Genomic DNA, 24,639 nt, shown 5'->3' on the forward strand with positions numbered 1-24,639 from the left:
AGCGCCACCACCGAAATATCCTCTCGCTGTTCTCTAGCAACTGCTACTAACAATATAACGAAAGGGTTATTCTTTATGGCATTTCAACAACGACGCACAGGGCGTCCTAATAGTTCAGGTCCCCGAGGCGGAAGCTTTGGCGGCGGTAATCGAAGCGGTGGCGGTGGCCGACGCGGCGGTGGTAACCGTGGTCCTTCTAAAAAGTACATCCACCCATCAAAATTTATTAACAAAGCTGTCGCAAAGGCAGACGAAGTTATTTACGAATCGAAGCACAAGTTTGCTGATTTTCCGTTTGGCGCTCAGCTGCACCACAACATTTCAAGCAAGGGTTATGTAACGCCTAGCGCTATCCAGGACCAAGCGATTCCTTCTATTATCGAAGGCCGCGACGTTATTGGGCTTGCAAACACTGGTACGGGTAAAACTGCCGCGTTCTTGCTGCCAATTATCGAACGCCAAAGTGGCATTACACTTCGCCCAAGCGTTCTTATTGTTGCGCCAACTCGCGAGCTTGCTCAGCAGATTGACGAGCAGTTCCGTGAATTTAGCAAAGGTCTTAACCTCTACTCAACACTTATCGTTGGTGGTGTTAATATCGAGCGCCAAATCCGTGATATTAAGCGCCGTCCGCACTTTATTATTGGTACGCCGGGTCGTCTAAAAGACCTTATGCAGCGCCGTGTGCTTAACCTAAGCAACATGACAACGCTTGTTCTTGACGAAGCCGACCGTATGCTCGACATGGGCTTTTTGCCGGACATTCGTCAAATCGTGAACGAAATGCCAAAAGAGCGCCAAACGCTGTTCTTTAGCGCAACGATCACGCCAGAGATTTCTGCGCTTGTTAATACATTCCTTACCGATCCTGTGACTGTATCTGTTCGTACATCTGAAACGGCCGAACACGTTGAGCAGGATGTTATTGAAGCAAACGACAAAATGCACAAACTCGAAATTCTTACCGACATGCTAAAGAACAAAGAATACGAAAAAGTTCTTGTGTTTGGTGAGACAAAGTTTGGTGTTCAGCGCCTTAGCGACCACCTGGATAACAGTGGCATTCCATCTGCTGCGATTCATGGTAACAAAAACCAGTCGCAGCGTCAGCGCGCACTAAAGCAATTTAAAGACGAGCGCGTTCGCGTGCTTGTTGCAACCGACGTTGCAGCTCGTGGTCTTGATATTCCAAATGTGACACATGTTATTAACTTCGATACGCCGCAAACGTACGAAGACTACATCCACCGTATCGGCCGTACTGGTCGTGGTGGGGCATCTGGCCGTGCACACACATTCATCGACCGTCGCTAATACGACGTAAAATAAAATAGCACCGGTTTACGCCGGTGTTATTTTATTTTCGATAAGTTCTTTTATGTACGGATCGAGATTCAGTTGCATGGCGTCTTCGAGCGATAGCCACTTGGCGTCTGTGTGTTCGTCGCTAAGTATTGCTTCGCCGTCGCCGTCGACTAGGTACGTAAGCCGCACGACGTGTAGTTTGGTGCCGGCAAAAATGTCCTGTGCGGCAATAAGTGTGGGTGCGGCAGTGAGAACAATGCCTGTTTCCTCAAGGATTTCGCGCGTCAGTGCGCTCATAAGATCCTCTTCTGGCTCTATTCGGCCGCCAGGAATATCCCAAATAGAGGTTTCGTGGCCATCGATAACTTTTGATCGATGAAGGAATAGATAGTTATTCTGACTATTTTCGATAAGCGCTTTAACGCCGACTTGTAAGTTCATAATTCTAGCGTATCATACATGTCGCTTCGGCGCATTTTTAGTGTAAAATAGGAGCATATGAAAGCAATGGTAGTAGTAGAAAATCTGAAAAAGCGCTACGGCGACAAGCAGGCGGTAAACGGTGTTAGTTTTGAAGTTAAAAAAGGCGAGATATTCGGCATTTTAGGTCCGAACGGCGCCGGTAAAACGACCACACTCGAGATGATGGAGACGCTTCGTCCTATCGATGATGGCCGTGTCATAATCGATGGTATTGATGTTACCCAAAACCCAGATAAGGTAAAGCGCCTTATTGGCGTGCAGCCACAATCGCCAGCATTCCAAGATAAAACTAAATTGGTAGAAGTTGTAGAAATGTTTGCCGCGGCATACGGCGAGCGTGTTGACCCTATGGAATTTTTGCGCGATGTTGATTTGGTTGAAAAGGCGAATAACTATGTTGAGGATCTTTCAGGTGGACAAAAGCAGCGCCTCAGTATTACGACGGCGCTTGTGCACGGTCCGAAAGTATTCTTTTTAGACGAGCCAACAACGGGGCTTGATCCGCAAGCTAGGCGTCACTTGTGGGACTTGATTAAACAGGTCCGTGACAAAGGTATTAGCGTGATTATGACCACGCACTACATGGACGAGGCAGAGATTCTATGTGACCGGATCGCTGTTATGGACAACGGCGAAATCGTGGCGATTGATACACCAAAGAATCTTATTAAACAATTGCTCGACCGTGGATTTAAGAAAAAACAGTTCGTCGAACAAGCGAACTTAGAGGATGTATTTATCGATTTGACCGGAAAAGGGCTGAGGGAGGCGTAACATGAACAAATCACTATATACTGTTGCGATATTCGTAAAAATCAATACGAAGCGATTTTTCCGCGATAAATTGGCGCTGTTCTTTACTGTTGGATTTCCGTTGATCTTTCTTTTTGTGTTCGGCAGCCTAAATAGCGGCAGCGGGGATATGTCGTTTAACGTTGCGCTTATCAACGAATCGAATAGTACGTTTGCCACAAACTTCGTAAAGCAAGCCGAGGAAAGCAAGGTTCTTAAAATCGATAAAGATGTCACCAGCCTAGAGGGTGCACGCGAAAAAATGAGCCGTTCTGAACTAGATGCGGCAATCGTACTGCCAAAGGACTTCGGTGCGATAAAAGATGGCGCCCAAACTCCTGCGGGCCAGGCAAAGGTTGTGTATACGCAGAACAATGAGCAATCTGGACAAGCGCTCGGGAGTATTCTTGACGCACAGTTCAAGGCGATCAACTCATCGCTGATTAAAACAGAAACGCCATTTAGCGTAACAACCGAACAGCTAAACGAGCGAAGTCTTTCGGCATTTGATTATACATTTGCCGGCCTCTTGGGTTTTGCGATTATCGGTATGGGAATTTTTGGGCCAGTAAACGTATTTCCTGAACTAAAGAAAATGGGAATTTTGCGTCGTCTTAGTACAACGCCTCTTAAAGTGTGGCAATATTTCTTAGCGACAATGATCGGTCAGGCGGCGATTGGGTTGATTTCGCTGGCTGTTATGTTTGCAGTGGCAATCGGCGTATTCAAGTTGCAGGTTGTCGGTAATTACTTTGAGCTTGCTATATTCTTGGTGCTTGGTATTACGACAATCCTGGGTATTGGATTGGCACTTGGCGGTTGGGCACGCAATGAACGCCAGGCGGCGCCGCTCTCTAACATCATAGTGTTTCCTATGATGTTCCTTTCCGGGACGTTCTTCCCTCGGTTCCTTATGCCAGATTGGCTACAGAATATTTCGGCATTTTTGCCGCTGACTCCGATTATCGACGGAATCCGTCTTATTGCGACAGAAGGTAAGCATTTTATCGATATTCTACCGCAGCTTGGCATGGTTGGCGCGTGGATGATTATCATTTACTTTATCGCCTTTAGGGTATTCCGCTGGGAATAATCGCTTAATACAAACACCCGCAGCAATGGGGGTGTTTGTATATTATGCGTAAGAACGGTGTAATTTATGTTTTCATCGGTTATAATAGACATATGACGCAAATTTCTCGTGACGATGTGCAGCATCTTGCACAGCTAAGTAGTTTGCAGCTCGGCGATGATCAGATCGACGGCCTGCAAAAAGATATAGATGCTATTTTAGGCTATATTGAGCAGCTTGGTGAGCTGGATACTGCTGGTATCGAGCCGACATACCAGGTAACAGCACTTGAAAACGTATGGCGAGACGATGTCGTGATCGACGATCAAGTAAATCGCGAGCAATTGCTTGATTTATCAACCGAGTCGACAAATCACCAAGTTAAAGTGCCGAAAGTGCTATAAAATGAGCCATATTCAGACAATTACAACTCAGATAAAAAACAAAGAAACGACAGCGCGCCGCCAGGTTGAGGCTGCACTTGAACGAGCTAGTGCCGCCGAGGAATATCACGCGCTTTTGAGTCTTACGGCAGAGCGTGCATTGCAGCGTGCCGACGACATAGATGCGCGCGTTGCTGCGGGCGACGACGTTGGCGTTCTTGCTGGCGTGCCATTTGTCGTAAAAGACAACTTTTTAGCGTTTGGTGCGCCGACTACAGCAGCGAGTAAAATGCTCGAATCGTTCGACGCACCCTTGCAGGCAACGGCTGTCGAAAAATTAGAGGAAGCCGGTGCAATTTGTATCGGTAAGTCTAACCTTGATGCGTTTGCTCACGGCGGTAGTACTGAGAACTCGGCTTTTGGCGTTACTAAAAACGCAATTGATACGACCAAGGTTGCAGGTGGAAGCAGCGGCGGATCTGCTGTTGTAACGGCGCTTGATGTCGTTCCTTTTGCCTTGGGTTCGGACACGGGTGGATCTATCCGTCAGCCGGCTAGCTTTAACGGTGTCGTGGGTGTAAAGCCTACCTACGGTACGGTGAGCCGTTACGGGGTTGTGGCTATGGCGAGCAGCACCGATACGATCGGCTGTTTTGCGCGTGATATTAGCGACGCAGAACTGGTAATGCAGGTTATGAGCGGACGCGATGTGCGTGATATGACAACGCTTCCTGACTTTTTTCAGCCGATGGAAGATGCGAAGCCCGCCCAGAAGATCGGTCTTATCCAGGAATCTATGAGCGATGATGTTGACCCAGAGGTTCGTGCTCGCGTAAACGACTACGTTGAAAAACTTCGTGGTGCGGGCCATGTTGTCGAAGAGGTGTCTATGCCTGTTACTAAGTATGCTTTGGCAATGTACTATATTATTGTTCCCGCAGAGGTTAGCAGTAACCTTGCGCGATACGATGGCATCCGTTATGGCCATAGGGCCGCTGGAGTGAAGACTCTTGCTGAGCTATATGGTAAAACGCGCGATGAAGGGTTTATGACCGAAAACAAGCGTCGTATTATGATTGGAAGCTATGTGCTTTCAAGCGGATTTTTTGACGCGTACTATCTGCAGGCGCAAAAAGCTCGCACGATTCTGATTAATGAATATAATAAGCTGTTCGAAACCTACGATGCGCTTATTTGCCCCGTAACTCCTACACCTGCCTTTGGTATTGGCGAAAACGCGGACGATCCTGTGCAGATGTATCTTGCTGATATCATGACCGTGCCAGCTAGTCTTGCGGGATTGCCAGCAATGAGTGTTCCTGCGGGCACTACCGAGGCGGGGCTTCCGGTTGGCGTGCAGTTAATTGGCAACCACCGTAGCGATGCGGCGCTATTTGCGCTTGCGCGTTCGCTGGAGGGTAAATAGTATGGATAGTACTGCGCTTTTTGCATTTATGGTAGGCGTGTTGGTGGTGGGTGTTATGCTTGCGGCTGTTATTATGTTTACGAAAAAAGGCCCGGGACCGCTCGATGTTGATAAGTACCGTTCGCGTTGGTTGGCGATCGAAACTCAATTAAAGCGCGACGAAGTCTCATCGTATCACTTGTGCGTTATGAATGCCGACAAGTTGCTCGACCAAGCACTTCGTGACCGCGCCATAAAAGGCGACACCATGGGTGCGCGTATGAAAACCGCAAAAGATACCTGGAGCAATGCCAATGCAGTCTGGACAGCGCACAAGCTACGCAATCAAATTGCACACGAGTCGGATGTTCGCGTTGACTACGACGAAGCGCGCCGTGCACTTTCTGCGTTCAAACAGGCTTTGAAAGATATAGGAGCAATCTAATGGCTACTGAAGAAATGCTAAAAAAATACGATATGACAATCGGTATAGAATGTCATGTACAGCTTGCAACCGACACGAAACTATTTAGCGGTGCCGATAACGACGCCCGCGACAAATCGCCAAACAGTGTCGTGAGCCCGATTGACTATGGCTTGCCTGGCATGCTGCCGGTTCTTAACCGCAAGGCGGTTGATTTGGCTATTAAAGCCGGTAAAGCGTTGAATGCCAAGATTGCCAATGTTAGCCGTTTTGACCGCAAGCACTATTTTTATCCTGATCTTCCAAAGGGATACCAGACAACACAGATGTATCACCCGATTATCCTTGCCGGGTTTATCGATGCGCCACTAGAAGATGGTAGTACGACGCGTGTTCGTATTCACCATGCGCACATGGAAGAAGATGCAGGAAAGCTGACACACTATGGCGACTACAGTTTAGTCGACCTTAACCGAGCCGGAACGCCGCTTATCGAGATCGTGTCTGAGCCCGATATTCACTCGCCACAAGAGGCAAAGGCCTACGCAGCTGAGCTTCATCGATTGATGACGTATGCTGGTGTAACACGTGGTGATTTATACCATGGAAACATGCGTTTTGACGTTAACATTTCTATTGCGCCAAAAGGTGCCTCCGAGCTTGGCAAACGGGCCGAGGTAAAAAACCTCAACTCGTTTAGGAGTGTCGAGAAAGCAGCCGAGTACGAATTTCATCGTCAGGTTGAGTTGGTTGAAAAGGGCGAGCGTGTTGTTCAGGAGACTCGTGGATGGGATGATGCAAAGCAGACGACAAGCAGCCAGCGCTCAAAAGAGGACGCTCAGGATTACCGTTATATGCCAGACGCCGATATTCCACCAATTGTTCTAAGTAACGAAGAAATTGCCGAAATTCAGGCAACCGTTCCAATGCTTCCGCCGGAATACCGCGATAAATGGTCAACGCTTGAATTAGACCGCTCTGTTGTTGATTCACTGCTTTCGACCCGCGAATACGCCAGTGTTGTTACGTACATTCAAGAAAAATCTGGCAATAGCGTAGCGAAGCGTGTTGCGCACTGGTTTGCAAGCGCTCTTGGCGGTCGCAGCGATGAAGAAACGGGCATTGGTGAAGTTGTTGGCGACATTTCGCCCGAGGGCTTTATTGAACTTGCAAAAATGGTAGAAGCCAATGAGCTCAGCAGCACAGCCGCTAAAGAGATATTTATCGAACTGCTTGCAAGCGACAAATCACCTCGCGAAATTGCCGAGGCGAAGAACCTACTGCAGGTAAGTGACGAGTCTGCAATTGCAGCGATTGTCGACGAAGTGCTGGCCGATCCAGCAAGCGCGCAGTCTATTGCGGATATCCGCGAAGGAAAAGACAAGGCGATCGGCTACCTTGTTGGTCAAATTATGAAAAAATCCCAGGGCAAGGCAAACCCTGCTCTGGCGCAAAAACTAATACGCGAGCGGCTATAGCTGCCCGCGTATTAGTTTCGATGATGCCGTACATTCTTAATATTGCATAAAGGAGGAATAAGATGAAACAACCAACAAAAGCGATTATTGCAGCAGCGGGCTTTGGCACGCGTTTTTTGCCACAAACAAAGGCAATGCCAAAAGAAATGATACCGCTTATCGACAAGCCGATTATTCAGTATGTTGTTGAGGAGCTGGTTGAGGCTGGAATTAAGGATATTATTATCGTTGGAAGCAGCAACAAACGTGCGATTGAAGATCACTTTGATGTTCCAAACCAGGATCTTTTAGCGAACTTGCGCGCGGGTGGTCCTAAAAAACAGCACTATATCGATGAGCTTGAGCGCCTATCGAACCTCGCGAACTTTATTTACGTACGTCAAAAAGGTCCATACGGCAATGCGACGCCGCTTATGAGCGCAGCACACCTTATTGGCAAAGACGAATCGTTTATTTATACATGGGCAGATGATTTTATCGTTGCGTCTCCAAGTCGCTTTCAGCAGATGATAAATGTCCATACGCAAAACAACGGCGGAGCTGTTCTGTCGTGTAAAAAGGTGGTTGTAGACAGTGAATACGACCGTTATGGAATCGCCGCGGGCGAAACCGTAGAAGATGGTCTTATTAAGATATCGAGTATCGTTGAGAAGCCTGGCAAAGAGAACGCGCCTTCGGATCTTGCGTCGGTCAGTAGTTATCTTTTGAATGGACAGTTCTTCGACTACTTGGAGCCAGCGTTTCAGGAATTTGATGGTACTGGTGAATTTACATTCCAGCCAATTATGCAAAAAATGATTAACGAAGGTCATGAATATTTTGCGTACGAAGTACAAAATGGAAGTTATTACGACACTGGCGACAAGCTTGAATACCTAAAGACTGTGATTGATTTTGGGCTTGCGCACGAAGAGCTGGGCGCTGATCTTTTGGCTCATATTAAAACAAAGCTCAAATAATTTTATAAGTGTGATTTTGCGCAATAGCACCAAGATCGGTACAATAGAAAGTACTAACATTCTAAATAGGAGGTAGTATATGGGTTGGATTGGATGGATTATATTGGGTGGACTTGCGGGGCTTGTCGCTAATATGATCATGAAAGAAGAGGGTGGTCTATTTAAGAACATTATTCTTGGTGTTGTCGGTGGGCTTGTTGGTGGTGGAATTGTCGACATGCTCGGTGGAACCGGCGTCAATGGGTTCAATATTTACAGCTTTATCGTTGCAGTATTCGGCGCGATGTTGTTGATCTACCTTGGCCGACTTATTAAAAAATAGTCAGATTTTTCTGGCGGATAGGAGAACGAAGTGGACTGGGCACAAATTCTTGTTATATTACTGTCGATCTTTTTAGCAATCTTCCTTTTGCTTGCGATTGTGCTCACAGCGCTACTTATTAAAGTAACGCGGCAAATTAAATCCGTCACTAACTCGGCGCAGCGTACAGCGGAGCATATGGAATCGGCCGTTGCAGGACTTGGTAAAACGATTTCGCCGATGTTTGTTATGGGGATTATTAAAAAGTTTATGAAAAAAGATAAGAAATAGGAGAACCGTATGTCTAAAGGTAAATTTGCACTCGGAGCAGTTATCGGAGCAGTGGCAGGAATTGTTGCGGGAGTACTCTCTGCTCCAAAGAGCGGTAAAGAAACTCGTGCAGATATCAAAGACCGCGCGGCGGAATTAAAGGAGCAAGCGGCTGCAAAGGCGGAAAAGGCTAAAGCTCGCGGCGAATCTGTCGTTGAGGAAGTTAAAGAAAAGGTAGAGCACTACAAAGAGCGCTCCGGCCTAGAAAAGAAGTAACCTATGGCAAAAAAGAGTATCGCTAAAAAAGCAGCCGATCAGTTTAAGACAGATAATGAACGAGGCTCTCGGCTTGCGCTTATCGAAGATCTCTTCTATGACTTTAATCGTAACCGTGTCGAAGTTTACAAGATGAACTTTATACGGGGAATTTTCTTTGGTCTAGGTAGTATCCTGGGTGGCACGGTGGTGATTGCACTGCTTGCATGGATCCTTAGCTTCTTTGTTGAGATTCCAGGAATAGGCGATTCTATTCAGCAGGTTCAAGATTCGATTCAAAGCGATAAAAAATAATCTCTCGTTGTAAACAAAACGCCCCCTAGACATTAAAATCTTGCTATACTAGATATAACTATGGGGGTAGAAACGAAAGAAAAGCTGGCAACAGGGTTGCAGCTTAAATCATCTGATTATGTTCATTTGCATAATCATACGCATCACAGTCTTTTAGACGGGTTAAGTAAAATACCCGATCTTGTAGCACGCGTAAAAGAGCTTGGTATGGAGGCCGTGGCTATTACCGACCACGGCACTATGTCCGGGGTGGTAGATTTTTATAAGTCTGCTACTGCGGCTGAAATCAAACCTATTCTTGGTATGGAAACATACGTCGCCGCTCGCACACGCCACGATCGCGATCCGCAAAAAGACAAGGCTCGTTACCACCTAACATTGCTTGCCATGAATGATATCGGGTATAAAAACCTGATGATGCTTTCTACCAAGGCAAACCTTGAGGGTATTTACTACAAACCGCGTATCGATCACGAACTTATCGAACAGTACAACGAAGGTATTATTATGCTTTCGGGGTGTGCTGGTGGCGAAATCGGTGAAAAGCTGCGTAACGACGATTATGAGGGCGCAAAAGAAGTCGCTATCTGGTATAAATCTATCCTCGGCGACCGCTATTACCTGGAGTTGCAAGATCACGGACATCCAGACGCGCCAGCGCAGTGGGACGTGCAGGTTAAAATCAACGATTATATCGAAAAACTTTCTGAGGAGCTGGAAATCCCTTGTGTTGTAACGAGCGATGGTCACTATCTATCACATGAAGATCAAGATGCACACGAAATATTGCTGTGCGTGGGGACAGGTGCCTTTCTTTCCGACGAAAAGCGAATGAGCCTGAAAGATTTCGAGCTTCACCTTACGGAGCCCGAAGAGATTATTAAGCGTTGGGGCAAGACAAACCCCGAAGCGGTTTTAAATACAAAAAGAATTGCCGATAGGTGTAGTGTGACATTGGAGCTTGGTGGGATTCTTATTCCAAAGTTCCCGGTGCCAGAAGGCGAGACCGAGAAAACATTTCTCGATAAGCTTGTGTATCGTGGTGTGGCAGCACGCTACACCGGCAAAACGCCTGCCGAGGCCAATGAACTGTCGGTAGAGGATATTAAACCCCTTCTGACACCCGAGGTGAGTGAACGTCTTGAGATGGAGCTTGGTGTCTTGGATAACATGGGGTACAACGGGTATTTCCTTATCGTGCAGGACTTTATTAACTGGGGCAAAAACCAAGGAATTATTTTTGGTCCTGGTCGTGGTTCGGCGGCAGGGTCTATTATTGCGTATGCACTAAATATTACCGATCTTGACCCTTTAAAATATGGCCTGCTGTTTGAGCGATTTTTGAACCCGGATCGAATCAGTATGCCGGATATCGATGTAGACATTCAAGATACTCGGCGCGATGAGGTGATTCAGTACTGCTCCGATAAGTATGGCGCTGATCACGTATCAAATATCGTAACATTCGGTAAGATGGCGGCGCGTGCTGCTGTGCGCGACGTAGCACGTGTTTTGCAGGTGCCGTATGCCGAAGCTGACCGCCTCAGTAAGATGATTCCTCCGCCAGCCCAGGGGCGCCATATTCCATTGAAGGTAAGTATCAAAGAAGACGTCGATCTTAAAAAGGAATACGAGACCAACCCAACGGCTAAGCAAGTGTTTGATTATGCCGTTCGTCTAGAGGGAACAATTCGCTCGCATGGCGTGCATGCCTGTGGCGTGGTGATTGCACCCGATGATCTTGTAAAGTACCTACCGCTTGAAATGGCGCAAAAGGGTGTTGTCTCGACGCAGTTTCCTATGGGCGAAGTAGAGGAGCTTGGCCTTCTAAAAATGGACTTTTTGGGCCTTTCTAACCTTACGATCATCAATAATGCGCTCCGAATTATTAAAAAGGTGTATAAAGACGAGATTAACCTTTCTAAGATTCCGCTCGACGATACCCTAACATACGAGTTATTTCAGCGCGGCGATACAACGGGCGTGTTCCAGCTAGAATCTGCCGGTATGAAGCGCTATTTGCGTGATTTGAAGCCAACTGTTTTTGAAGATATCATTGCCATGGTTGCCTTGTACCGCCCAGGTCCTATGCAGTTTATCGATAGTTTCATTAAGCGAAAGCACGGCCAGGAAGAAATTAGTTATCTTCACTCTGGAATGGAAAATTCACTAAAAAGCACCTACGGAATTTTGGTGTACCAAGAACAGTTCATGCAGATTTCGAAAGAATGGTGCGGATTTACCGGTGGTCAGGCCGACACGCTTCGTAAGGCCGTTGGTAAAAAGAAAATCGACCTGATGCGCAAAGTTAAGGTAGATTTCGTTGAAGGTGCGATAACGCATGGTGGCGCCAAAAAAGAGGTTGCTGAAAAGTTTTGGGATCAGCTAGAGGAGTTCGCCAACTACTGTTTTAACAAGTCTCACGCCGCGTGCTACGGGCTTATATCGTACTGGACAGCATATCTAAAGGCGCACTACCCAGATGCATTTATGGCAGCTCTGATGACAAGTGACCAAGATGATATCGACCGCCTTGCGATTGAAATTTCAGAGTGTAAGCATATGGGAATCAAAGTGCTTTCGCCAGATGTCAACGAATCTTTTGTGGAGTTTGCTATTGTGCCAGGCGAAAACGAAATTCGCTTCGGCATGGCCGCAATTAAAGGTGTTGGTGTGGGTGCCGTAGAGGAAGTTCTGCGTGCGCGTAAAGATGGAAAATTTGCAAGCATTGAAGATTTTGCAAAACGAGTCAGCACGAGCAAGTTCAATAAAAAGGCTTGGGATTCGCTTATTAAATCGGGTGGATTCGATGCATTTGGCGACCGCTCTGATTTGCTGTTCAACCTAGAAACAATTCAGGCCTTTGCCAGCAAGGTGCAAAAAGAAGCGCTGAGTGGGCAGACCGACCTGTTTGGTGGCATGAGTACCAATACGGACATTCAGCCAACAGTGACGCTGCAAACCGCACCAACGAAATTTACCGAAAAAGAGCAGCTTATGTGGGAGCGTGAACTTCTGGGGCTGTATATTAGTGCGCACCCGCTCGATAAGTACGGATCGTATTTTGAAGAGCAAACGATTCCTCTTATGCGCATGACGCCGGATGTTGATGGTAAAAAGGCAACGATTGGCGGGTTAGTAAGCACTGTTCGTTCTATTGTGACGAAATCTGGTACAAAAATGGCATTTGTAGGGTTGGAGGATAAAACTGGCGAAGGTGAGGTGATTGTATTTCCTAATCTCTACGAGCAAGTTGGGGCGAAGCTTATTCAAGATGCCGTAGTACGTGTGACAGGCAAGATAAGTGCAAGAGATCGCGATGGCAATTTGGGCGACGACGCGAAAATGATTGCTGATGAAATTGTAGAGGTGACAGACCAAGAGCTGAGGGATTACGAATCGACAGGCCGCAAGATGCAAGCGCCAAAAATGAGCTCTAAGGTAAAAGCGATGCGCGTTGCGGAATTTAAAGCAAAGAAAACTGGTGGCGAGGTAAGCGCGCCAGCAAGCACTATGCCAAAAGATCCGGCTCCTATTGAAAAACCACGGCCGATCGTTGACATGCCACCTGTAAAAAAGCTGTTTGTTCATATCAAAAACCCAGATGATCACGACGCGCTTTTGCAACTGAAACGCACCTGTAGCGAATTTGTTGGGAATATCGATATTATTCTTGTGCTAGGGGCAGATAAGAAGTCGGCAATTAAGCTGCCATTTAAAATCGATGGTAGTGACACGCTAATTGGTGAGTTGGTTAAGTCGCTTGGCGAAGACTGTGTCGTACTAAAATAAACAACGCCTAAAGGGTGACTCGTTGCATGCGATTCACGCTTATGCTAGCGTTAAATACAGTGACTATTAAAACTGTATTACAAACGCGCCCGCAAATATCCAAAATACTACTTGGAGTTTGTGCTGCTGTTGTTGCGATTGCCGCGCCTCTTCAAATAACTAATTCTGCGGTGTATGCCGATCAGTATGATGATCAGATTCAGGCAATTCAGAATCAGGTTGATCAATACCAGCAGAGTGCAAACGCCTTGCAAAAACAGGCGAATACATTGCAAAAAATGATTGGCGTTCTCAATGCCGAAAAAAAGTCGATTCAAGCGCAGCTAGAGCTTTCTCAGACAAAATTGAATAAGTTAACGGCAGATATTGCCGCGAATGAAATAAAGCTTGCAAACAATAAAGATGCGCTTGGTAAGATTGTTGCAGATTTGTATATCGACGACGGTATTTCGCCACTTGAAATGCTGGCGAGCAGCAAAAACGTCGGTGAATATATGGATAAAAGCGAGTATCGCTCGGCGGTAAGTGAGCGTCTTGCAGAGACAATTGATGCAATTAAGACTCTTAAAGACCAGTTAGAAAAAGATCAGCAAGCGGTTAAAAAGGTTGTTGCGCAGCAAAAAGCGCAGCGAGCATCACTTATTGCCAAAGAAGCCGAAAAGCAGAAATTATTAAAAGAAACGAAGGGCAAAGAAGCTGCTTATCAAAAGCAAATCGCCAATAGTAAGGCGAAAATGTCTGCTATAGCCGCCGAGCAGCAAGCGGCGCTTGCCCGACTAACAAATGGCGGTGCGTACAACTCGGGCTCGGTTGGTTCATTCCAGTTCCGTAACTTTAGTGGCAATATGCCATGTGGTGGCGGCGGGTACACGCTATGTGGCGCCCAGGATAGCTATGCGGACCAATGGGGCTTGTATAACCGCGAATGTGTTAGCTATACCGCATGGGCTGCATACAATCGCTTCGGCAAATACGTTACAAACTTTTCGGGCCGCGGCAATGCTCAGGATTGGCCATACAGCGCACCAGATCTTATGGGCGCAAGTGTTAGCCGGTCGCCATCTGTTGGCGCTGTAGCGATCTTGCCTGCAACTCCTGGATTTGCGCCAATTGGACACGCCATGTTGGTAGAGGCAGTACTGGGCGGCGGCTGGGTGCGCGTGAGTCAATATAACTTTGGTGGCACAGGTGAATACAGTACGATGGATATCAAATCATCGGGCGTTGTGTTTGTTCACTTTGATAATCGCTAGTTCTTAACAGAGAGTGCGTACAGGGCAATACCCGCAGCCACGCTAACATTGAAAGATTCTTTTTCACCGCGCATGGGTATTTCTACGAGGTCATCGCAAGTGGCGCGAAGCTCTGGCGTGATTCCCTCTACCTCTTCCCCAAGAAGAAGTACGATCTTACTCGGCGGTGTATAGTTTTGAATAAGGGTCGCCCGGTCATCTTGTTCGAGGCCGACAACCGTGTATCCCTGGTTTTTTAGTGAAATAATATCCGGCTCTTCTTGATATTCGAATGGAACAAGGGTCTCGGCGTCTAGCGCTGTTTTATGAATCTGAAGTGTCAGTTTATCGGCAATATGAGGTAATCGCGCGTCGTTATTTTGACGTGGATAGGGCGTGTAGCCGCTTAGAATTATCTTTTTTACGCCAAAACCTTCGCTTGTGCGAAAAATTGCGCCAACGTTGTGGGTGGACCTTATATTGTGAGCGATAACGATAATTTCTGGCATGATTACCTGATTATACCACTATAAAATGCTAGTGTTTTCTGCTACTATAGCAACAATGGACGAAGATAGGGTACAAGAAAAACGTCGTGAACAAGATGAAAAAGCAACGCAGCAGCGTGCTGCTATTTTGGGGTTGCAGTATCTCGACACGCGCGATGTCGAAGCAAGTCTTCCGCTTGTTACGGATATACTTAAGAACGACGAAATGTACAAAGGCTATGTTGTTCCGCTGACAAAAGGCGGAGGAACTGAGCCGTTTCGTTTTGGCGTTACTAGCCAAACGCCACAATCCCTTATTCGCAAAATGGAAGCCGATTTCAATTCGCGCGGTGAAAACACGCAGTTCCTACTAATAAGTAACAGCGGATTCCGTGCGTTTATGGCTCGGTTTGATCCGCCGAAAAAAACGATTTATCAAGATATCGAGATTGCTAAAGAAGGCGACAGTGACACGATTGCAGGAGTCAGTAAAACCCTTAACTCTGTTAGTAGTGACCAGGTTTTCGATTATCTTATTACACAGGCCGACAAGCTGAACGCGAGCGATATCCATATCGAAAACGAACGTACGTATATTCGTATCCGTATGCGTGTCGATGGTGCGCTTCACCCGGTAGCCGATCTCGATAAAGATCGTTACCGCGTTATAATGGGCGAGCTTGCGTCGCGTGCGAACGTATCTACCGCTGCTGTCGAGCCGCAATCTGGTCACATTCAAAAAGAGATTACCCGTGACGGCGCAACCCATTTATTGAACATTCGTGTCGAAACGGTGCCAACAATGTATGGCCAAGACGCGGTGCTTCGTTTGTTTAACTTCGATGAAAGCTTGTTGAATCTTGATCTTTTGGGTATTCCCGACAAGCAGCGCGAAGAAATTAATAATATTATCAGTCACCCGCGCGGAATGGTGCTGATGGTTGGTCCAACTGGTTCTGGTAAGTCGACGACCCTCTACAGTATCCTAAACGCGCTTAATACGCCGGATCGTAAACTTATCACCCTTGAAGATCCTATCGAGTACGGACTAAGCGGCATCTCGCAAATTCCAATTAACACAACAGGCGGTCAAAGCTTTGCCGATGGCCTGCGTAGCGTACTACGTCTCGACCCAGATGTTGTGATGATCGGTGAGATCCGTGACCAAGATACTGCTAGAACGGCAATTCAGGCCTCTATTACGGGCCACCTGGTGCTATCAAGCTTCCATGCTAACTCCACTAGTGCCGCATTTAGCCGTATGATCGATCTCATCGGGGTTAATCCAATCTTTAGTTCGGCTATCCGGTTGCTTATCGCGCAGCGTCTGGTGCGCCGCCTCCACGACGAAACAAAAGAAGAATACGAGCCCGACGAATCAACCCGCAAGTATGTGCGCGATGTTTTAAAAGGCTTGCCAGACGATATCGAAAAGCCAGATCTCGACACCTTTAAGTTATGGCGGCCAGTGCCTACCGATGACGTACCGTTTGGCTATAAAGGTCGTGTCGTTATTATGGAGCAAATGGTCGTTACTGAGGATATTCAAAAATTCCTTCGTGGTGATGTTGCCGATATTCACACCGAAGCTATCGAAGAGGCCGCAACGCGCGGTGGAATGGTAACGCTGCTTCAGGCGGGCGTTCTCGCGGCGCTTCGTGGCGAAACCACCCTCGAGGAAGTTAACCGAGTAATTTAGGCATCTGCTATACTTGCCCTATGGAGAAGATTCTCTATATCGGCGGTATCGGTAGTAGTTCACATTCAGTTGAGACGGTGGCTGCCGCGCTTTCGGCACAGTTTAAGTTAAATGTTATCGCGATGTCTTTTAGTATGGCATGCTCGCAGCGCGCCAGAGTTGCCCAGCTTGCGCGTGAAAGTTTGGTCATTACGCATTCCGAGGGTATTTTGGCGCTTAAAGATACGGCACCGATGGAACTGGTTGCTGTTGCACCTCCTATGCCTTCACATCCTCTTCTTTTGATAGGCCGTGCGTTTCCGAAAACTTTTGCATTATTACTAAGTGGCCGCGAATCTTACGAACGACCACGAAAACTCATCGATTACCATGCGCGACTACTTTTAGAGCACGGCTTGCATCCACGCTACAATAGCATGATGATACGGGAGGTCGCTTCGTTCGATGTTGCGCGGTTTGCGGTAGAAGTAACAATGACGGGCGGCAAGGTCACACTAGGCTTTATGGAACACGACCTGTTGTTTCCCGGCGCGCATCTTCATCCGCATATAGAGGTGGCTAAAGAGCGTGGAGTTAAAGTGTTCGAGAATATTATCGGACAGCACGATGAATTTGCGCTGTATCCAGTAGATGTCATGGCACAAATGCAGCGATTAGTAAAATAATTAAACAATAACTTTAGCGATTGCAGGTACAAGACGGTCGTCGAAAACCGATGGAATAATACATTCTGAATCTGGTGCTTCAACAAGGCCTGCGATAACCTCGGCGGCAGCAATCTTGTGTTGATCGGTAATTTTTGTAACGCCGTTATCAAGCGCACCACGGAATATACCCGGAAAGGCGATCGCATTGTTTACCTGGTTTGGAAAGTCACTTCGGCCTGTGGCGATGATAGCAACGCCTGCCACCTTGGCCTCGTCTGGCATGATTTCGGGCGTAGGGTTGGCCATGGCAAAAACAATAGGGTCTTTATCCATCGACTTCACCATTTCGGTTGTCAGAAGCCCGGGCTTTGATACGCCAATAAAGACATCTGCCCCTTGAATAATGTCCTCAAGAGACCCATCGATACTAGAAAGGTTCGTAAACTCAAGCAAAGCTTTCTTCTCGTCGTTAAGATCGGTTCGGTTTTTACTAATAACGCCCTTGCTATCTACAGCGAATATTCGCGGGCTTGCATATAGGTGAAGGAGCTTCATAATTGCCGTGCCAGCCGCCCCGGCTCCTACGACAACAATTTTAGCGTCTTTAAGTTCTCGGCCGGTAACTTTCATGGCGTTTATAAGCCCCGCAAGCGTTACGATGGCAGTGCCGTGCTGGTCATCGTGAAATACGGGGATATCAAGCTCGGCTTTTAAGCGCTCCTCGATCTCAAAGCACTGCGGTGCAGCAATGTCCTCTAGGTTAATAGCGCCAAAGCTGCTCGAGATTGCCTTAACGGTGGCAACGATTTCGTCGGGTGTGTGGACATCGAGGGTGATAGGAACACTATCGATACCGGCAAAGTGTTTGAAAAGGAGTGCCTTTCCCTCCATGACCGGCATCGAACCTTTAGGGCCAATATTACCTAGGCCAAGCACGGCCGAGCCATCCGAAATAACGGCAACCAAGTTGTTCGTCCACGTATAAACGGGTAGTTGTGATGGATCGTCGGCAATGGCGCGACTTACGGCGGCGACACCCGGCGTATAATACGCGCTTAGCTTTTCTTTTGTTAAGTCTTCGGTATCTCGCAAAGTGGTGGTAATTTTGCCTTTGTGGGATTTATGCAGGGTAAGGGCGAGTTCATCATAGTTCATATGCTTAGTATAGCAAGTGCTGATAAGTTAGTGCAAAATACGCTAAAACCCTTTAAAAAGACGGACATCTATGCTATAGTAAACAACTGATTGTATCTATAAAATAGTAAAGCGAGAGAATAATGAGTTTTGAACTTATCAAAAAAGTTAACGACGAGCAGAAAAAAGCTGGTGTTGTTGACGTTCGTAGCGGTGACACCGTTCGTGTTCACCAAAAAATTAAAGAAGGCACCAAAGAGCGTATTCAGATCTTTGAAGGTGTTGTTATCCGTACCGACAACAAGCAGTCACACACGTCACGTATTACCGTACGTAAAATTGCAAGCGGTGTTGGTGTAGAGAAAAGCTTCTTGCTTCACAGCCCACTTGTTGAGAAAATCGAAGTTACTCGCCGATCGAAAGTTCGCCGTAATTTCCTTTCATTCCTTCGTAACCGTAGTGGCAAGAGCGCACGCTTGACCGCTAAAAACTTCGACCGCGAAGGCATCAACAAAGTTGCCGAAGCTCCAGCAAAAGCTGAAGTTGCCGACGAAGCAAAATAGTAATTCTCGCTATCTTTAAAAACACCCGCTTTTAGTGGGTGTTTTTTGTGTCGTCATATGGTGAAACCCCGCTCCTATGAGCGAGATCTCACCATAAATGAGGTTCTCGCTGACTGTAGCGGGGTAGGGGCTGGTCAGATACGGCCGAGGCGGTCGGCAATCTCCAGCTTGGCGTGGCTCCGAGCATCCTCTCCGTCGAACATGGCGTCGGTGAAGTTGTCGGTCATGGTGAAGAGTAGGCGCTTCATCGCGTCGGGCGTATCCAGCTCGCTGATCTTGCGGACCAGCATGTCGGCGAATTCCTCGACGGTCATCGTCTTGCCAGCCTCCTCGAGGAGAAGGCCGGGGAGTTCTCGTGGGGTTTTGTCGAAGCCCACGATCCCTCTCAGTCGACGCTCCATGAGTCGAGTGTCGACCAGTCTAACATTTGACATGTCAAAGCCTCCAAGCAGAAAGGTAACTAACCGAATGAACAATAAATGATTTATGTGCATGTGTCAATGGTAAGAGATAAGATGATAGTGCCCGCCGGGCCGGACACTATCGCCGTAATCGACAGTGTGCGCAGATCAGCGGGCTACGCCTTAGTATCTACCTGCGCGAATATTCGTAACGCCTCGCTCTGCACTCGTTGGTCGCGCACCAGTGCCTTGATATAGCCCGGCACGAGCATCGTCAGTGTTACGGCCATCGCCCCGCTTTGGAATCTCGTGCAGTATGCTTCGATTTCAGAGGTGAGCATGGTGACGACGCCCTCGGCGGTAAGGTCCGTCGATGAATAGTTGGCAACTTGGGAATGGAGATACTGGGCGTGATGTTGACTGGGGCTGACTGTAGCCAGGCGCTGCAATACCTCGCGGCGCGCTGGCATCGTGAACGTTCGTCTACTCGACATGACTCCCCCTGTATTCGCAGGTTGTTAAGGTTAATTAAACAATACCACTGTACATATGGGGAGTCAATTTGTGCTACGATACATGTATGATTGTGGGGATAGACGAGGTTGGCCGAGGGGCCTGGGCTGGGCCTATGGCCGTGGGTGCGGTACTTTTGGGCGGCGCCTCTATTGAAGGCCTTACAGACAGTAAAAAGCTAACGAAAAAACAGCGCGAGCGCCTTGATATCGAAATACGACAGAAAGCGCTTGCTATTGGAATTGGCTGGGTGAGTGCGCGGACTATCGACGAGATAGGACTTAGCGCGGCGCTAAAATTAGCAGCAATGCGAGCCTTGGCGCATATACGCGGCGACTACAAAGAGATTATTATCGACGGCACGATCCGGCTTGTTGATGATCCGCGGGTAACGCTTATGGCCAAGGCGGATTTACTGGTGCCGAGCGTATCGGCTGCTTCTATTGTCGCTAAAGTGGCGCGGGATAATTACATGAAACATATTGATAAGGTGTTTCCAGGATACAAGTTTGGCAGTCATGTAGGATATGGCACGGCTAGCCACCGCGCTGCAATACAAGAAAAAGGCGTTTCGCCGATTCACCGTCTTTCGTACGCACCGCTTAAACAATATCAAGCTACTCCACGGATTGCTCCTGCGCCCAGTGTTCGCACGACAAAGCAAATAGGCGATACTGCTGAAAAAGTCGTTGAAGCACATCTTGCAAGTGTAGGCCATGTGATATTGGCGCGTAATTGGCGAACCAAGTACTGTGAAATCGATATTGTCTCGCGACTTGGTGATACGGTGTACTTTACAGAGGTAAAGTATCGAAAAACCGACAATCAGGGTGGAGGGCTTGCCGCAATTACAGCTAAAAAGCAGCGACAAATGGCATTTGCTGCCGAGTTTTATGCAACGAAAAACAACATGAGTGCGACAGACATGCGACTGGCTGCGGCCGACGTTGCCGGCCGCGTTCCGACGCTAAAGACTTTTCTAGAGCTTGGCTAGGGCTTCTCGAACCTCGGGGCCATCGCGCTCGATAAGCTGTACTCGGCCTTCAATCTCGCCTATGCCGATTGTTATGACACGGGTAAGAGCAGGAACATCAATCATGGGGCTAAAGAACGCCTTGTATTCTTCTAGCTGGTTTCGCGTCATTAACGACCCAGCTGCGTAACGAGGAAAATCGTCGTAGCTCTTATCGCCACTAAATGTTTGTTCAATCCATTTCCAGTTATCCTGAAGCCACTGCCATGCAATTGCGCGTCCACTGCGGTTTCGCATAAGCCACACCAGCCAATGCGTGGCGTCTTGGCTGCGTACGATCGTCCCTTGTTTTATAAGATCAAGCAGTTTGCTGATCGTGACCTCATTTTTAGTTGAGGTAAGTCCGCTTGCAATATCTTGTTGAAGATCGGGTGATGGAGTCTTGCCGTACTTCTCGATCAGCGTGTCGACTAGCTCGCTTGTTTCGCCGTGGCGAACGGCTGTACCAACAATAAGTGCGCGCAGTTCGGCGTCGAGCTCTTCGAGGCTCTTCGAGGCATACAGCTCTTTTGCGGTGGCAAGCACATCGGCATCTTCGCTGTAGATCATCATACCAATAATTGTCGCACGCATTTTTGTGTCGGTCTCTGACTCGTTTTCTTTAGCATCCCAGCCTAGGCGATTGTATTGTTTTCGTGCTATGGTTCCTGACAAACTGCGAAGCTTGCGCTCTGCGTCTTTGTCGGTTTCAACGAATTTCTTTAGTTCGTTGATTGCAAGCGAGATAATATCCCACACCGCCTCGGCCGTTTCGTTTTTGTAAGCGTCTAGCAAGGGAATAAGCGACGCGGTAGAAACAAGGCCGCCCCGTGCAAGGAGCGTTTGTTCGTGAAGAAGCTGAAGCCGATCAACGACATCGAGCTCTCCGTTTTCAACCTGCTGAATGAGCTGCGAAAGTAGATCGCCGTCGTACTGGGTAATAAAATGCGCGGTACTGCCAACGTTAAGACGCAGGGGTTCGCTCGATGTATGTTTAACAGTGATCTCTTTAGTAGTGAGCATCTGAGGGACATCGGTCGATGACGCTTTGAGCGGAATCGGCCACAGCTTGCTTGAGGGTTCGTGAGGTCCCACAAAGAACTGTTGCTGAGAGAGTGTTAGCATGTCGCCGTTTTGTGAAACCGTGACGACAGGATATCCCGATTGCGATATCCAGGTATTCATGAAATCTCCGATATTTTCGCCACTGGCGTCGCTTAATTCGTTCCATAGGTCATCGCCAGTGGTATTGCCGTATTTGTACTTTGCAAAGTACGACGCAAGGCCCTTTTGGAAGGCTTCATCGCCAATATATTGCTGAAGCATGCGCATAAGACGGCCACCCTTGGCGTACACGATTGCACCGTCGAACAGCGTGCTGATTTCATCTGGGTGATTAACCTCTGTTTGAACGGGTTGAACGCCCTCAAGGCTATCGCGGCGAAGCGCATAAATAGATTCGGTTGTAACAAAATCGAGCCATACGCTCCAATCTGGATGGAGAGCGTCGGGCGCAAGGTGCTCCATAAGGTTAGCGAAGCTTTCGTTAAGCCACAAATTATTCCACCATTTCATTGTGACGAGATTGCCAAACCACTGGTGACTCAGCTCGTGTGCAACAACACCCGCAACGTAGTGCTTGCTGCTAACGCTCGTAGTCTCGGGGTCGACCAAAAGGGCAACCTCGCGGTAGGTGATAAGTCCCCAGTTTTCCATGGCTCCCGAGCTGAAATCTGGAAGCGCGACATGGTCAGACTTTGGCAATGGGTAAGGTGTGCCAAAATATTCGTTAAAGAAATCGATAGTTTCCACGGCGCTGTCGAGTGCAAAATCAAGGCTGCTAGCAGGCTGTGCTGGCGTGGCCCATACGTTCACCTCAACACCTTGCTTTGTAACGGCGGTTTTTTTGTGGAGTTCGCCCGCTACCCACGCCAAAAGATACACGCTCATGCGTGGTGTTGTATCAAAATGCGTGACAAGTTTGTCGTTCTCGATTTGCTGTTGCTTGATAGGCATATTTCCAAGTACAACAATATCTTGCTCTGTCGTAAGCGCTACGTCGAACGTTGCCTTTGCTTCAGGCTCATCGATACATGGAAAAACCTCGCGCGCATGGTGGCTTTCAAATTGCGTCGCCAAAAGCTCCTTTTTTACACCGTCGTGTTCATAGTAGCAAGGGTAAAGACCATGCATACCATCAGTTATAGTGCCACTAAAGCCAATGGCGACAATATGGCGGCCTGCGTGAATATCCGGGTGAATGATACTTATTTCATCGTTCTCGCCCTGGTTAAAATCAGCCTCCTTGCCATCGACCGTTACGGATTCAATTGTCAGATCTTTTGCGTGAACTTTAATCTCGCCAGTAGAATCGGGCGAAGATCCGTTAATAGAAACCGTGCCGCTAAAAGTACGGCCTATGCGGTCGTGGTTTAGCGAGAGTTGGTAATGTTCGGGGACGAATTGGGTAATAAGGCGAGAAACAGTTTGCATGTAATCTATTGTAACAAAGGTATACTAGTATTATGAAACGCACCTACCGTATCCGACGCTTTGTTGCGGTGATTGTAGCGACGATTGGACTCGGCGCTATTATTTTTACGCACCCCGATTTGCAACAGCCCATGGCGCCGCAGGCAACCGAAAATCAGGCAGCTAGCGAAGCGCAAACGGCACTAGATACACTAGAGGTAAAGGGGAGAGCGCCAAAAACCGGCTACGAACGCTCGCAGTTTGGTGATGGCTGGGCAAGCAGCGGCGGATGCGACACGCGAAACAGTATCTTGCGCCGAGATTTGAGTAATGTGGCGATGAATGAAAAATGCCAAGTTGTCAGTGGTACACTAAACGACCCATATACTGGCAAGGTAATTATGTTCACACGTGGCGAAACATCTAGCCAATCGGTGCAGATCGATCATGTGGTGGCACTTAGCGACGCGTGGCAGAAAGGTGCGCAGCAATTGTCGTACGAGCGTCGTAAAGAGCTGGCAAACGACCCGTTGGAACTTTTGGCGGTAGAGGGCGCGGCGAATATGCAAAAATCAGATGGCGACGCGGCGACGTGGCTTCCACCAAATAAACCGTTTCGTTGTCAGTACGTGGCTCGGCAAATCGCCGTAAAAAAGAAATACAGCCTGTGGGTGACGGCTGCAGAAAAAGATGCAATGGTTCGTGTATTGGTGGCATGTCCTGCGCAAGGCTTGCCAAAGTAACTTTGAGGTGCTGGTCCCCGCCGTAACGGCGGGGACGGCGAGTAGGACTCCTCGTTGGCATTTACGCCGATTTTGGCTTGGGCCGACTCCTGAACACGTACCGGAACGTGCCGGTCATATTCAAGAAGCCGATCGTAATGCAGCAGATCAGATACGCCCACATGTATGGGACGCTCAACGCTGCCACCAGCACCCAGAACAGGCATTGGCTGGCGATCATGGTGCCTGCCTTGAGGACGTGGTGGCGGCGCCACTGCGGCCAGAATGGCAGCTTGCGCTGTGCGGGATCGATACACCACCGGTTGAGGCAGAACTGTATCTGGTTCGATACGATTGTTCGTGCCCAGTTGGCGGTCACGGGAGCAACTCCCATGACGCTGACGAATAGTGCAAGGATGAGAGCGTTGCCGCCCGTCATGCCTGCGCCGATCAGCATGTACCTATACCGCTCGGGCGTTATGCCGATCTTACGTAGCAATCGGGTCATTTCGCTCCTAGTTC

At 48.1% G+C, this 24,639-nt stretch carries 26 protein-coding genes; 19 read left to right on the forward strand and 7 right to left on the reverse strand.

Going from position 1 to position 24,639, the window contains the following annotated elements:
- Window positions 1-75: 75 nt before the first annotated feature.
- Entirely contained in the window at window positions 76-1,314 is a 1,239-nt protein-coding gene (locus HZB75_02180; GenBank protein QQG51292.1) for a DEAD/DEAH box helicase, read from the forward strand.
- Window positions 1,315-1,341: 27 nt separating this feature from the next.
- Here HZB75_02180 and HZB75_02185 read toward each other — a convergent pair whose 3' ends face one another.
- Window positions 1,342-1,746 carry an NUDIX hydrolase gene (locus tag HZB75_02185; protein ID QQG51293.1) on the reverse strand — a complete coding sequence of 135 codons (405 nt, stop codon included), beginning with the start codon at window positions 1,744-1,746 and terminating at the stop codon, window positions 1,342-1,344.
- Window positions 1,747-1,803: 57 nt separating this feature from the next.
- Here HZB75_02185 and HZB75_02190 point away from each other — a divergent pair, with 57 nt between their 5' ends.
- The 13 genes from HZB75_02190 (at window position 1,804) to HZB75_02250 (ending at window position 14,487) form a co-directional block, all read left to right on the forward strand.
- Entirely contained in the window at window positions 1,804-2,562 is a 759-nt protein-coding gene (locus tag HZB75_02190; GenBank protein QQG51294.1) for an ABC transporter ATP-binding protein, read from the forward strand.
- A gap of 1 nt (window position 2,563) precedes the next feature.
- The gene (locus tag HZB75_02195; protein QQG51295.1) at window positions 2,564-3,673 is read left to right on the forward strand and encodes an ABC transporter permease; all 1,110 of its coding nucleotides are present in this window, start codon (window positions 2,564-2,566) and stop codon (window positions 3,671-3,673) included.
- A 92-nt stretch (window positions 3,674-3,765) separates the two neighbouring features.
- Window positions 3,766-4,056, forward strand: coding sequence for an Asp-tRNA(Asn)/Glu-tRNA(Gln) amidotransferase subunit GatC (gene gatC, locus HZB75_02200; protein QQG51296.1), 291 nt, complete (start codon window positions 3,766-3,768; stop codon window positions 4,054-4,056).
- A 1-nt stretch (window position 4,057) separates the two neighbouring features.
- Window positions 4,058-5,461, forward strand: coding sequence for an Asp-tRNA(Asn)/Glu-tRNA(Gln) amidotransferase subunit GatA (gatA, locus tag HZB75_02205; GenBank protein ID QQG51297.1), 1,404 nt, complete (start codon window positions 4,058-4,060; stop codon window positions 5,459-5,461).
- A 1-nt stretch (window position 5,462) separates the two neighbouring features.
- Complete coding sequence (locus HZB75_02210; protein ID QQG51298.1) at window positions 5,463-5,885, forward strand: hypothetical protein; 423 nt, start codon at window positions 5,463-5,465, stop codon at window positions 5,883-5,885.
- A 14-nt stretch (window positions 5,886-5,899) separates the two neighbouring features.
- Window positions 5,900-7,342 carry an Asp-tRNA(Asn)/Glu-tRNA(Gln) amidotransferase subunit GatB gene (gene gatB, locus HZB75_02215; GenBank protein QQG51357.1) on the forward strand — a complete coding sequence of 481 codons (1,443 nt, stop codon included), beginning with the start codon at window positions 5,900-5,902 and terminating at the stop codon, window positions 7,340-7,342.
- Window positions 7,343-7,404: 62 nt separating this feature from the next.
- Complete coding sequence (locus tag HZB75_02220) at window positions 7,405-8,301, forward strand: NTP transferase domain-containing protein (protein QQG51299.1); 897 nt, start codon at window positions 7,405-7,407, stop codon at window positions 8,299-8,301.
- Between the two features lie 79 nt (window positions 8,302-8,380).
- Window positions 8,381-8,623, forward strand: a complete 243-nt coding sequence (locus tag HZB75_02225) for a GlsB/YeaQ/YmgE family stress response membrane protein (GenBank protein QQG51300.1) — start codon at window positions 8,381-8,383, stop codon at window positions 8,621-8,623.
- 30 nt (window positions 8,624-8,653) lie between these two features.
- Window positions 8,654-8,893, forward strand: coding sequence for a hypothetical protein (locus HZB75_02230; protein ID QQG51301.1), 240 nt, complete (start codon window positions 8,654-8,656; stop codon window positions 8,891-8,893).
- Window positions 8,894-8,902: 9 nt separating this feature from the next.
- Window positions 8,903-9,148, forward strand: a complete 246-nt coding sequence (locus tag HZB75_02235; protein ID QQG51302.1) for a YtxH domain-containing protein — start codon at window positions 8,903-8,905, stop codon at window positions 9,146-9,148.
- A gap of 3 nt (window positions 9,149-9,151) precedes the next feature.
- On the forward strand, window positions 9,152-9,442 hold the full coding sequence (locus HZB75_02240; GenBank protein ID QQG51303.1) for a hypothetical protein: 291 nt from the start codon (window positions 9,152-9,154) through the stop codon (window positions 9,440-9,442).
- Window positions 9,443-9,502: 60 nt separating this feature from the next.
- On the forward strand, window positions 9,503-13,234 hold the full coding sequence (locus HZB75_02245) for a DNA polymerase III subunit alpha (protein ID QQG51304.1): 3,732 nt from the start codon (window positions 9,503-9,505) through the stop codon (window positions 13,232-13,234).
- Window positions 13,235-13,260: 26 nt separating this feature from the next.
- Complete coding sequence (locus HZB75_02250) at window positions 13,261-14,487, forward strand: CHAP domain-containing protein (GenBank protein ID QQG51305.1); 1,227 nt, start codon at window positions 13,261-13,263, stop codon at window positions 14,485-14,487.
- Here the strand turns inward: HZB75_02250 and HZB75_02255 are convergent.
- Window positions 14,484-14,975: a TrmH family RNA methyltransferase gene (locus HZB75_02255; protein QQG51306.1), complete on the reverse strand. Its 492-nt coding sequence runs from the start codon at window positions 14,973-14,975 to the stop codon at window positions 14,484-14,486. The two genes, HZB75_02250 and HZB75_02255, sit on opposite strands and share 4 nt — an antisense overlap.
- Window positions 14,976-15,000: 25 nt before the next feature.
- Between HZB75_02255 and HZB75_02260 the strand changes: the two genes are divergently transcribed.
- Window positions 15,001-16,653: a type II/IV secretion system protein gene (locus HZB75_02260; protein QQG51307.1), complete on the forward strand. Its 1,653-nt coding sequence runs from the start codon at window positions 15,001-15,003 to the stop codon at window positions 16,651-16,653.
- A 20-nt stretch (window positions 16,654-16,673) separates the two neighbouring features.
- Window positions 16,674-17,318 carry a hypothetical protein gene (locus tag HZB75_02265; GenBank protein ID QQG51308.1) on the forward strand — a complete coding sequence of 215 codons (645 nt, stop codon included), beginning with the start codon at window positions 16,674-16,676 and terminating at the stop codon, window positions 17,316-17,318.
- Here HZB75_02265 and HZB75_02270 read toward each other — a convergent pair whose 3' ends face one another.
- A complete protein-coding gene (locus tag HZB75_02270; GenBank protein ID QQG51309.1) occupies window positions 17,319-18,455 on the reverse strand; it encodes an NADP-dependent malic enzyme in 1,137 nt (378 codons plus the stop codon).
- 122 nt (window positions 18,456-18,577) lie between these two features.
- Here HZB75_02270 and rplS point away from each other — a divergent pair, with 122 nt between their 5' ends.
- Complete coding sequence (gene rplS / locus HZB75_02275; protein ID QQG51310.1) at window positions 18,578-18,997, forward strand: 50S ribosomal protein L19; 420 nt, start codon at window positions 18,578-18,580, stop codon at window positions 18,995-18,997.
- Window positions 18,998-19,131: 134 nt separating this feature from the next.
- Here rplS and HZB75_02280 read toward each other — a convergent pair whose 3' ends face one another.
- Window positions 19,132-19,398 (reverse strand): hypothetical protein, encoded by a 267-nt coding sequence (locus tag HZB75_02280; GenBank protein QQG51311.1) that lies wholly within the window; start codon window positions 19,396-19,398, stop codon window positions 19,132-19,134.
- A 176-nt stretch (window positions 19,399-19,574) separates the two neighbouring features.
- Window positions 19,575-19,892 carry a hypothetical protein gene (locus HZB75_02285; protein ID QQG51312.1) on the reverse strand — a complete coding sequence of 106 codons (318 nt, stop codon included), beginning with the start codon at window positions 19,890-19,892 and terminating at the stop codon, window positions 19,575-19,577.
- 86 nt (window positions 19,893-19,978) lie between these two features.
- Here HZB75_02285 and HZB75_02290 point away from each other — a divergent pair, with 86 nt between their 5' ends.
- A complete protein-coding gene (locus tag HZB75_02290) occupies window positions 19,979-20,905 on the forward strand; it encodes a ribonuclease HII (protein ID QQG51313.1) in 927 nt (308 codons plus the stop codon).
- Here HZB75_02290 and HZB75_02295 read toward each other — a convergent pair.
- Complete coding sequence (locus HZB75_02295; GenBank protein ID QQG51314.1) at window positions 20,891-23,416, reverse strand: M1 family metallopeptidase; 2,526 nt, start codon at window positions 23,414-23,416, stop codon at window positions 20,891-20,893. The two genes, HZB75_02290 and HZB75_02295, sit on opposite strands and share 15 nt — an antisense overlap.
- 32 nt (window positions 23,417-23,448) lie before the next feature.
- Between HZB75_02295 and HZB75_02300 the strand changes: the two genes are divergently transcribed.
- Complete coding sequence (locus HZB75_02300) at window positions 23,449-24,138, forward strand: HNH endonuclease (GenBank protein ID QQG51315.1); 690 nt, start codon at window positions 23,449-23,451, stop codon at window positions 24,136-24,138.
- A 61-nt stretch (window positions 24,139-24,199) separates the two neighbouring features.
- Here HZB75_02300 and HZB75_02305 read toward each other — a convergent pair whose 3' ends face one another.
- Window positions 24,200-24,625, reverse strand: a complete 426-nt coding sequence (locus HZB75_02305) for a GtrA family protein (protein QQG51316.1) — start codon at window positions 24,623-24,625, stop codon at window positions 24,200-24,202.
- Window positions 24,626-24,639 lie beyond the last annotated feature (14 nt).

Source organism: Candidatus Saccharibacteria bacterium (assembly GCA_016432585.1).
Classification (GTDB): domain Bacteria; phylum Patescibacteriota; class Saccharimonadia; order Saccharimonadales; family Saccharimonadaceae.

What these genes read in the sequence shown, in the direction of transcription:
- HZB75_02295 (QQG51314.1), bottom strand. Translation starts at nt 23,416, where the DNA reads ATGCAAACTGTTTCTCGCCTTATTACCCAATTCGTCCCCGAACATTAC.
- HZB75_02235 (QQG51302.1), top strand. Translation starts at nt 8,903, where the DNA reads ATGTCTAAAGGTAAATTTGCACTCGGAGCAGTTATCGGAGCAGTGGCA.
- HZB75_02270 (QQG51309.1), bottom strand. Translation starts at nt 18,455, where the DNA reads ATGAACTATGATGAACTCGCCCTTACCCTGCATAAATCCCACAAAGGC.
- HZB75_02225 (QQG51300.1), top strand. Translation starts at nt 8,381, where the DNA reads ATGGGTTGGATTGGATGGATTATATTGGGTGGACTTGCGGGGCTTGTC.
- HZB75_02285 (QQG51312.1), bottom strand. Translation starts at nt 19,892, where the DNA reads ATGTCGAGTAGACGAACGTTCACGATGCCAGCGCGCCGCGAGGTATTG.
- HZB75_02245 (QQG51304.1), top strand. Translation starts at nt 9,503, where the DNA reads ATGGGGGTAGAAACGAAAGAAAAGCTGGCAACAGGGTTGCAGCTTAAA.
- HZB75_02250 (QQG51305.1), top strand. Translation starts at nt 13,261, where the DNA reads ATGCGATTCACGCTTATGCTAGCGTTAAATACAGTGACTATTAAAACT.
- HZB75_02240 (QQG51303.1), top strand. Translation starts at nt 9,152, where the DNA reads ATGGCAAAAAAGAGTATCGCTAAAAAAGCAGCCGATCAGTTTAAGACA.
- HZB75_02260 (QQG51307.1), top strand. Translation starts at nt 15,001, where the DNA reads ATGCTAGTGTTTTCTGCTACTATAGCAACAATGGACGAAGATAGGGTA.
- HZB75_02290 (QQG51313.1), top strand. Translation starts at nt 19,979, where the DNA reads ATGATTGTGGGGATAGACGAGGTTGGCCGAGGGGCCTGGGCTGGGCCT.
- HZB75_02195 (QQG51295.1), top strand. Translation starts at nt 2,564, where the DNA reads ATGAACAAATCACTATATACTGTTGCGATATTCGTAAAAATCAATACG.
- gatC (QQG51296.1), top strand. Translation starts at nt 3,766, where the DNA reads ATGACGCAAATTTCTCGTGACGATGTGCAGCATCTTGCACAGCTAAGT.
- HZB75_02265 (QQG51308.1), top strand. Translation starts at nt 16,674, where the DNA reads ATGGAGAAGATTCTCTATATCGGCGGTATCGGTAGTAGTTCACATTCA.
- HZB75_02280 (QQG51311.1), bottom strand. Translation starts at nt 19,398, where the DNA reads ATGGAGCGTCGACTGAGAGGGATCGTGGGCTTCGACAAAACCCCACGA.
- rplS (QQG51310.1), top strand. Translation starts at nt 18,578, where the DNA reads ATGAGTTTTGAACTTATCAAAAAAGTTAACGACGAGCAGAAAAAAGCT.
- HZB75_02300 (QQG51315.1), top strand. Translation starts at nt 23,449, where the DNA reads ATGAAACGCACCTACCGTATCCGACGCTTTGTTGCGGTGATTGTAGCG.
- gatA (QQG51297.1), top strand. Translation starts at nt 4,058, where the DNA reads ATGAGCCATATTCAGACAATTACAACTCAGATAAAAAACAAAGAAACG.
- HZB75_02305 (QQG51316.1), bottom strand. Translation starts at nt 24,625, where the DNA reads ATGACCCGATTGCTACGTAAGATCGGCATAACGCCCGAGCGGTATAGG.
- HZB75_02190 (QQG51294.1), top strand. Translation starts at nt 1,804, where the DNA reads ATGAAAGCAATGGTAGTAGTAGAAAATCTGAAAAAGCGCTACGGCGAC.
- HZB75_02210 (QQG51298.1), top strand. Translation starts at nt 5,463, where the DNA reads ATGGATAGTACTGCGCTTTTTGCATTTATGGTAGGCGTGTTGGTGGTG.
- gatB (QQG51357.1), top strand. Translation starts at nt 5,900, where the DNA reads ATGCTAAAAAAATACGATATGACAATCGGTATAGAATGTCATGTACAG.
- HZB75_02185 (QQG51293.1), bottom strand. Translation starts at nt 1,746, where the DNA reads ATGAACTTACAAGTCGGCGTTAAAGCGCTTATCGAAAATAGTCAGAAT.
- HZB75_02180 (QQG51292.1), top strand. Translation starts at nt 76, where the DNA reads ATGGCATTTCAACAACGACGCACAGGGCGTCCTAATAGTTCAGGTCCC.
- HZB75_02255 (QQG51306.1), bottom strand. Translation starts at nt 14,975, where the DNA reads ATGCCAGAAATTATCGTTATCGCTCACAATATAAGGTCCACCCACAAC.
- HZB75_02220 (QQG51299.1), top strand. Translation starts at nt 7,405, where the DNA reads ATGAAACAACCAACAAAAGCGATTATTGCAGCAGCGGGCTTTGGCACG.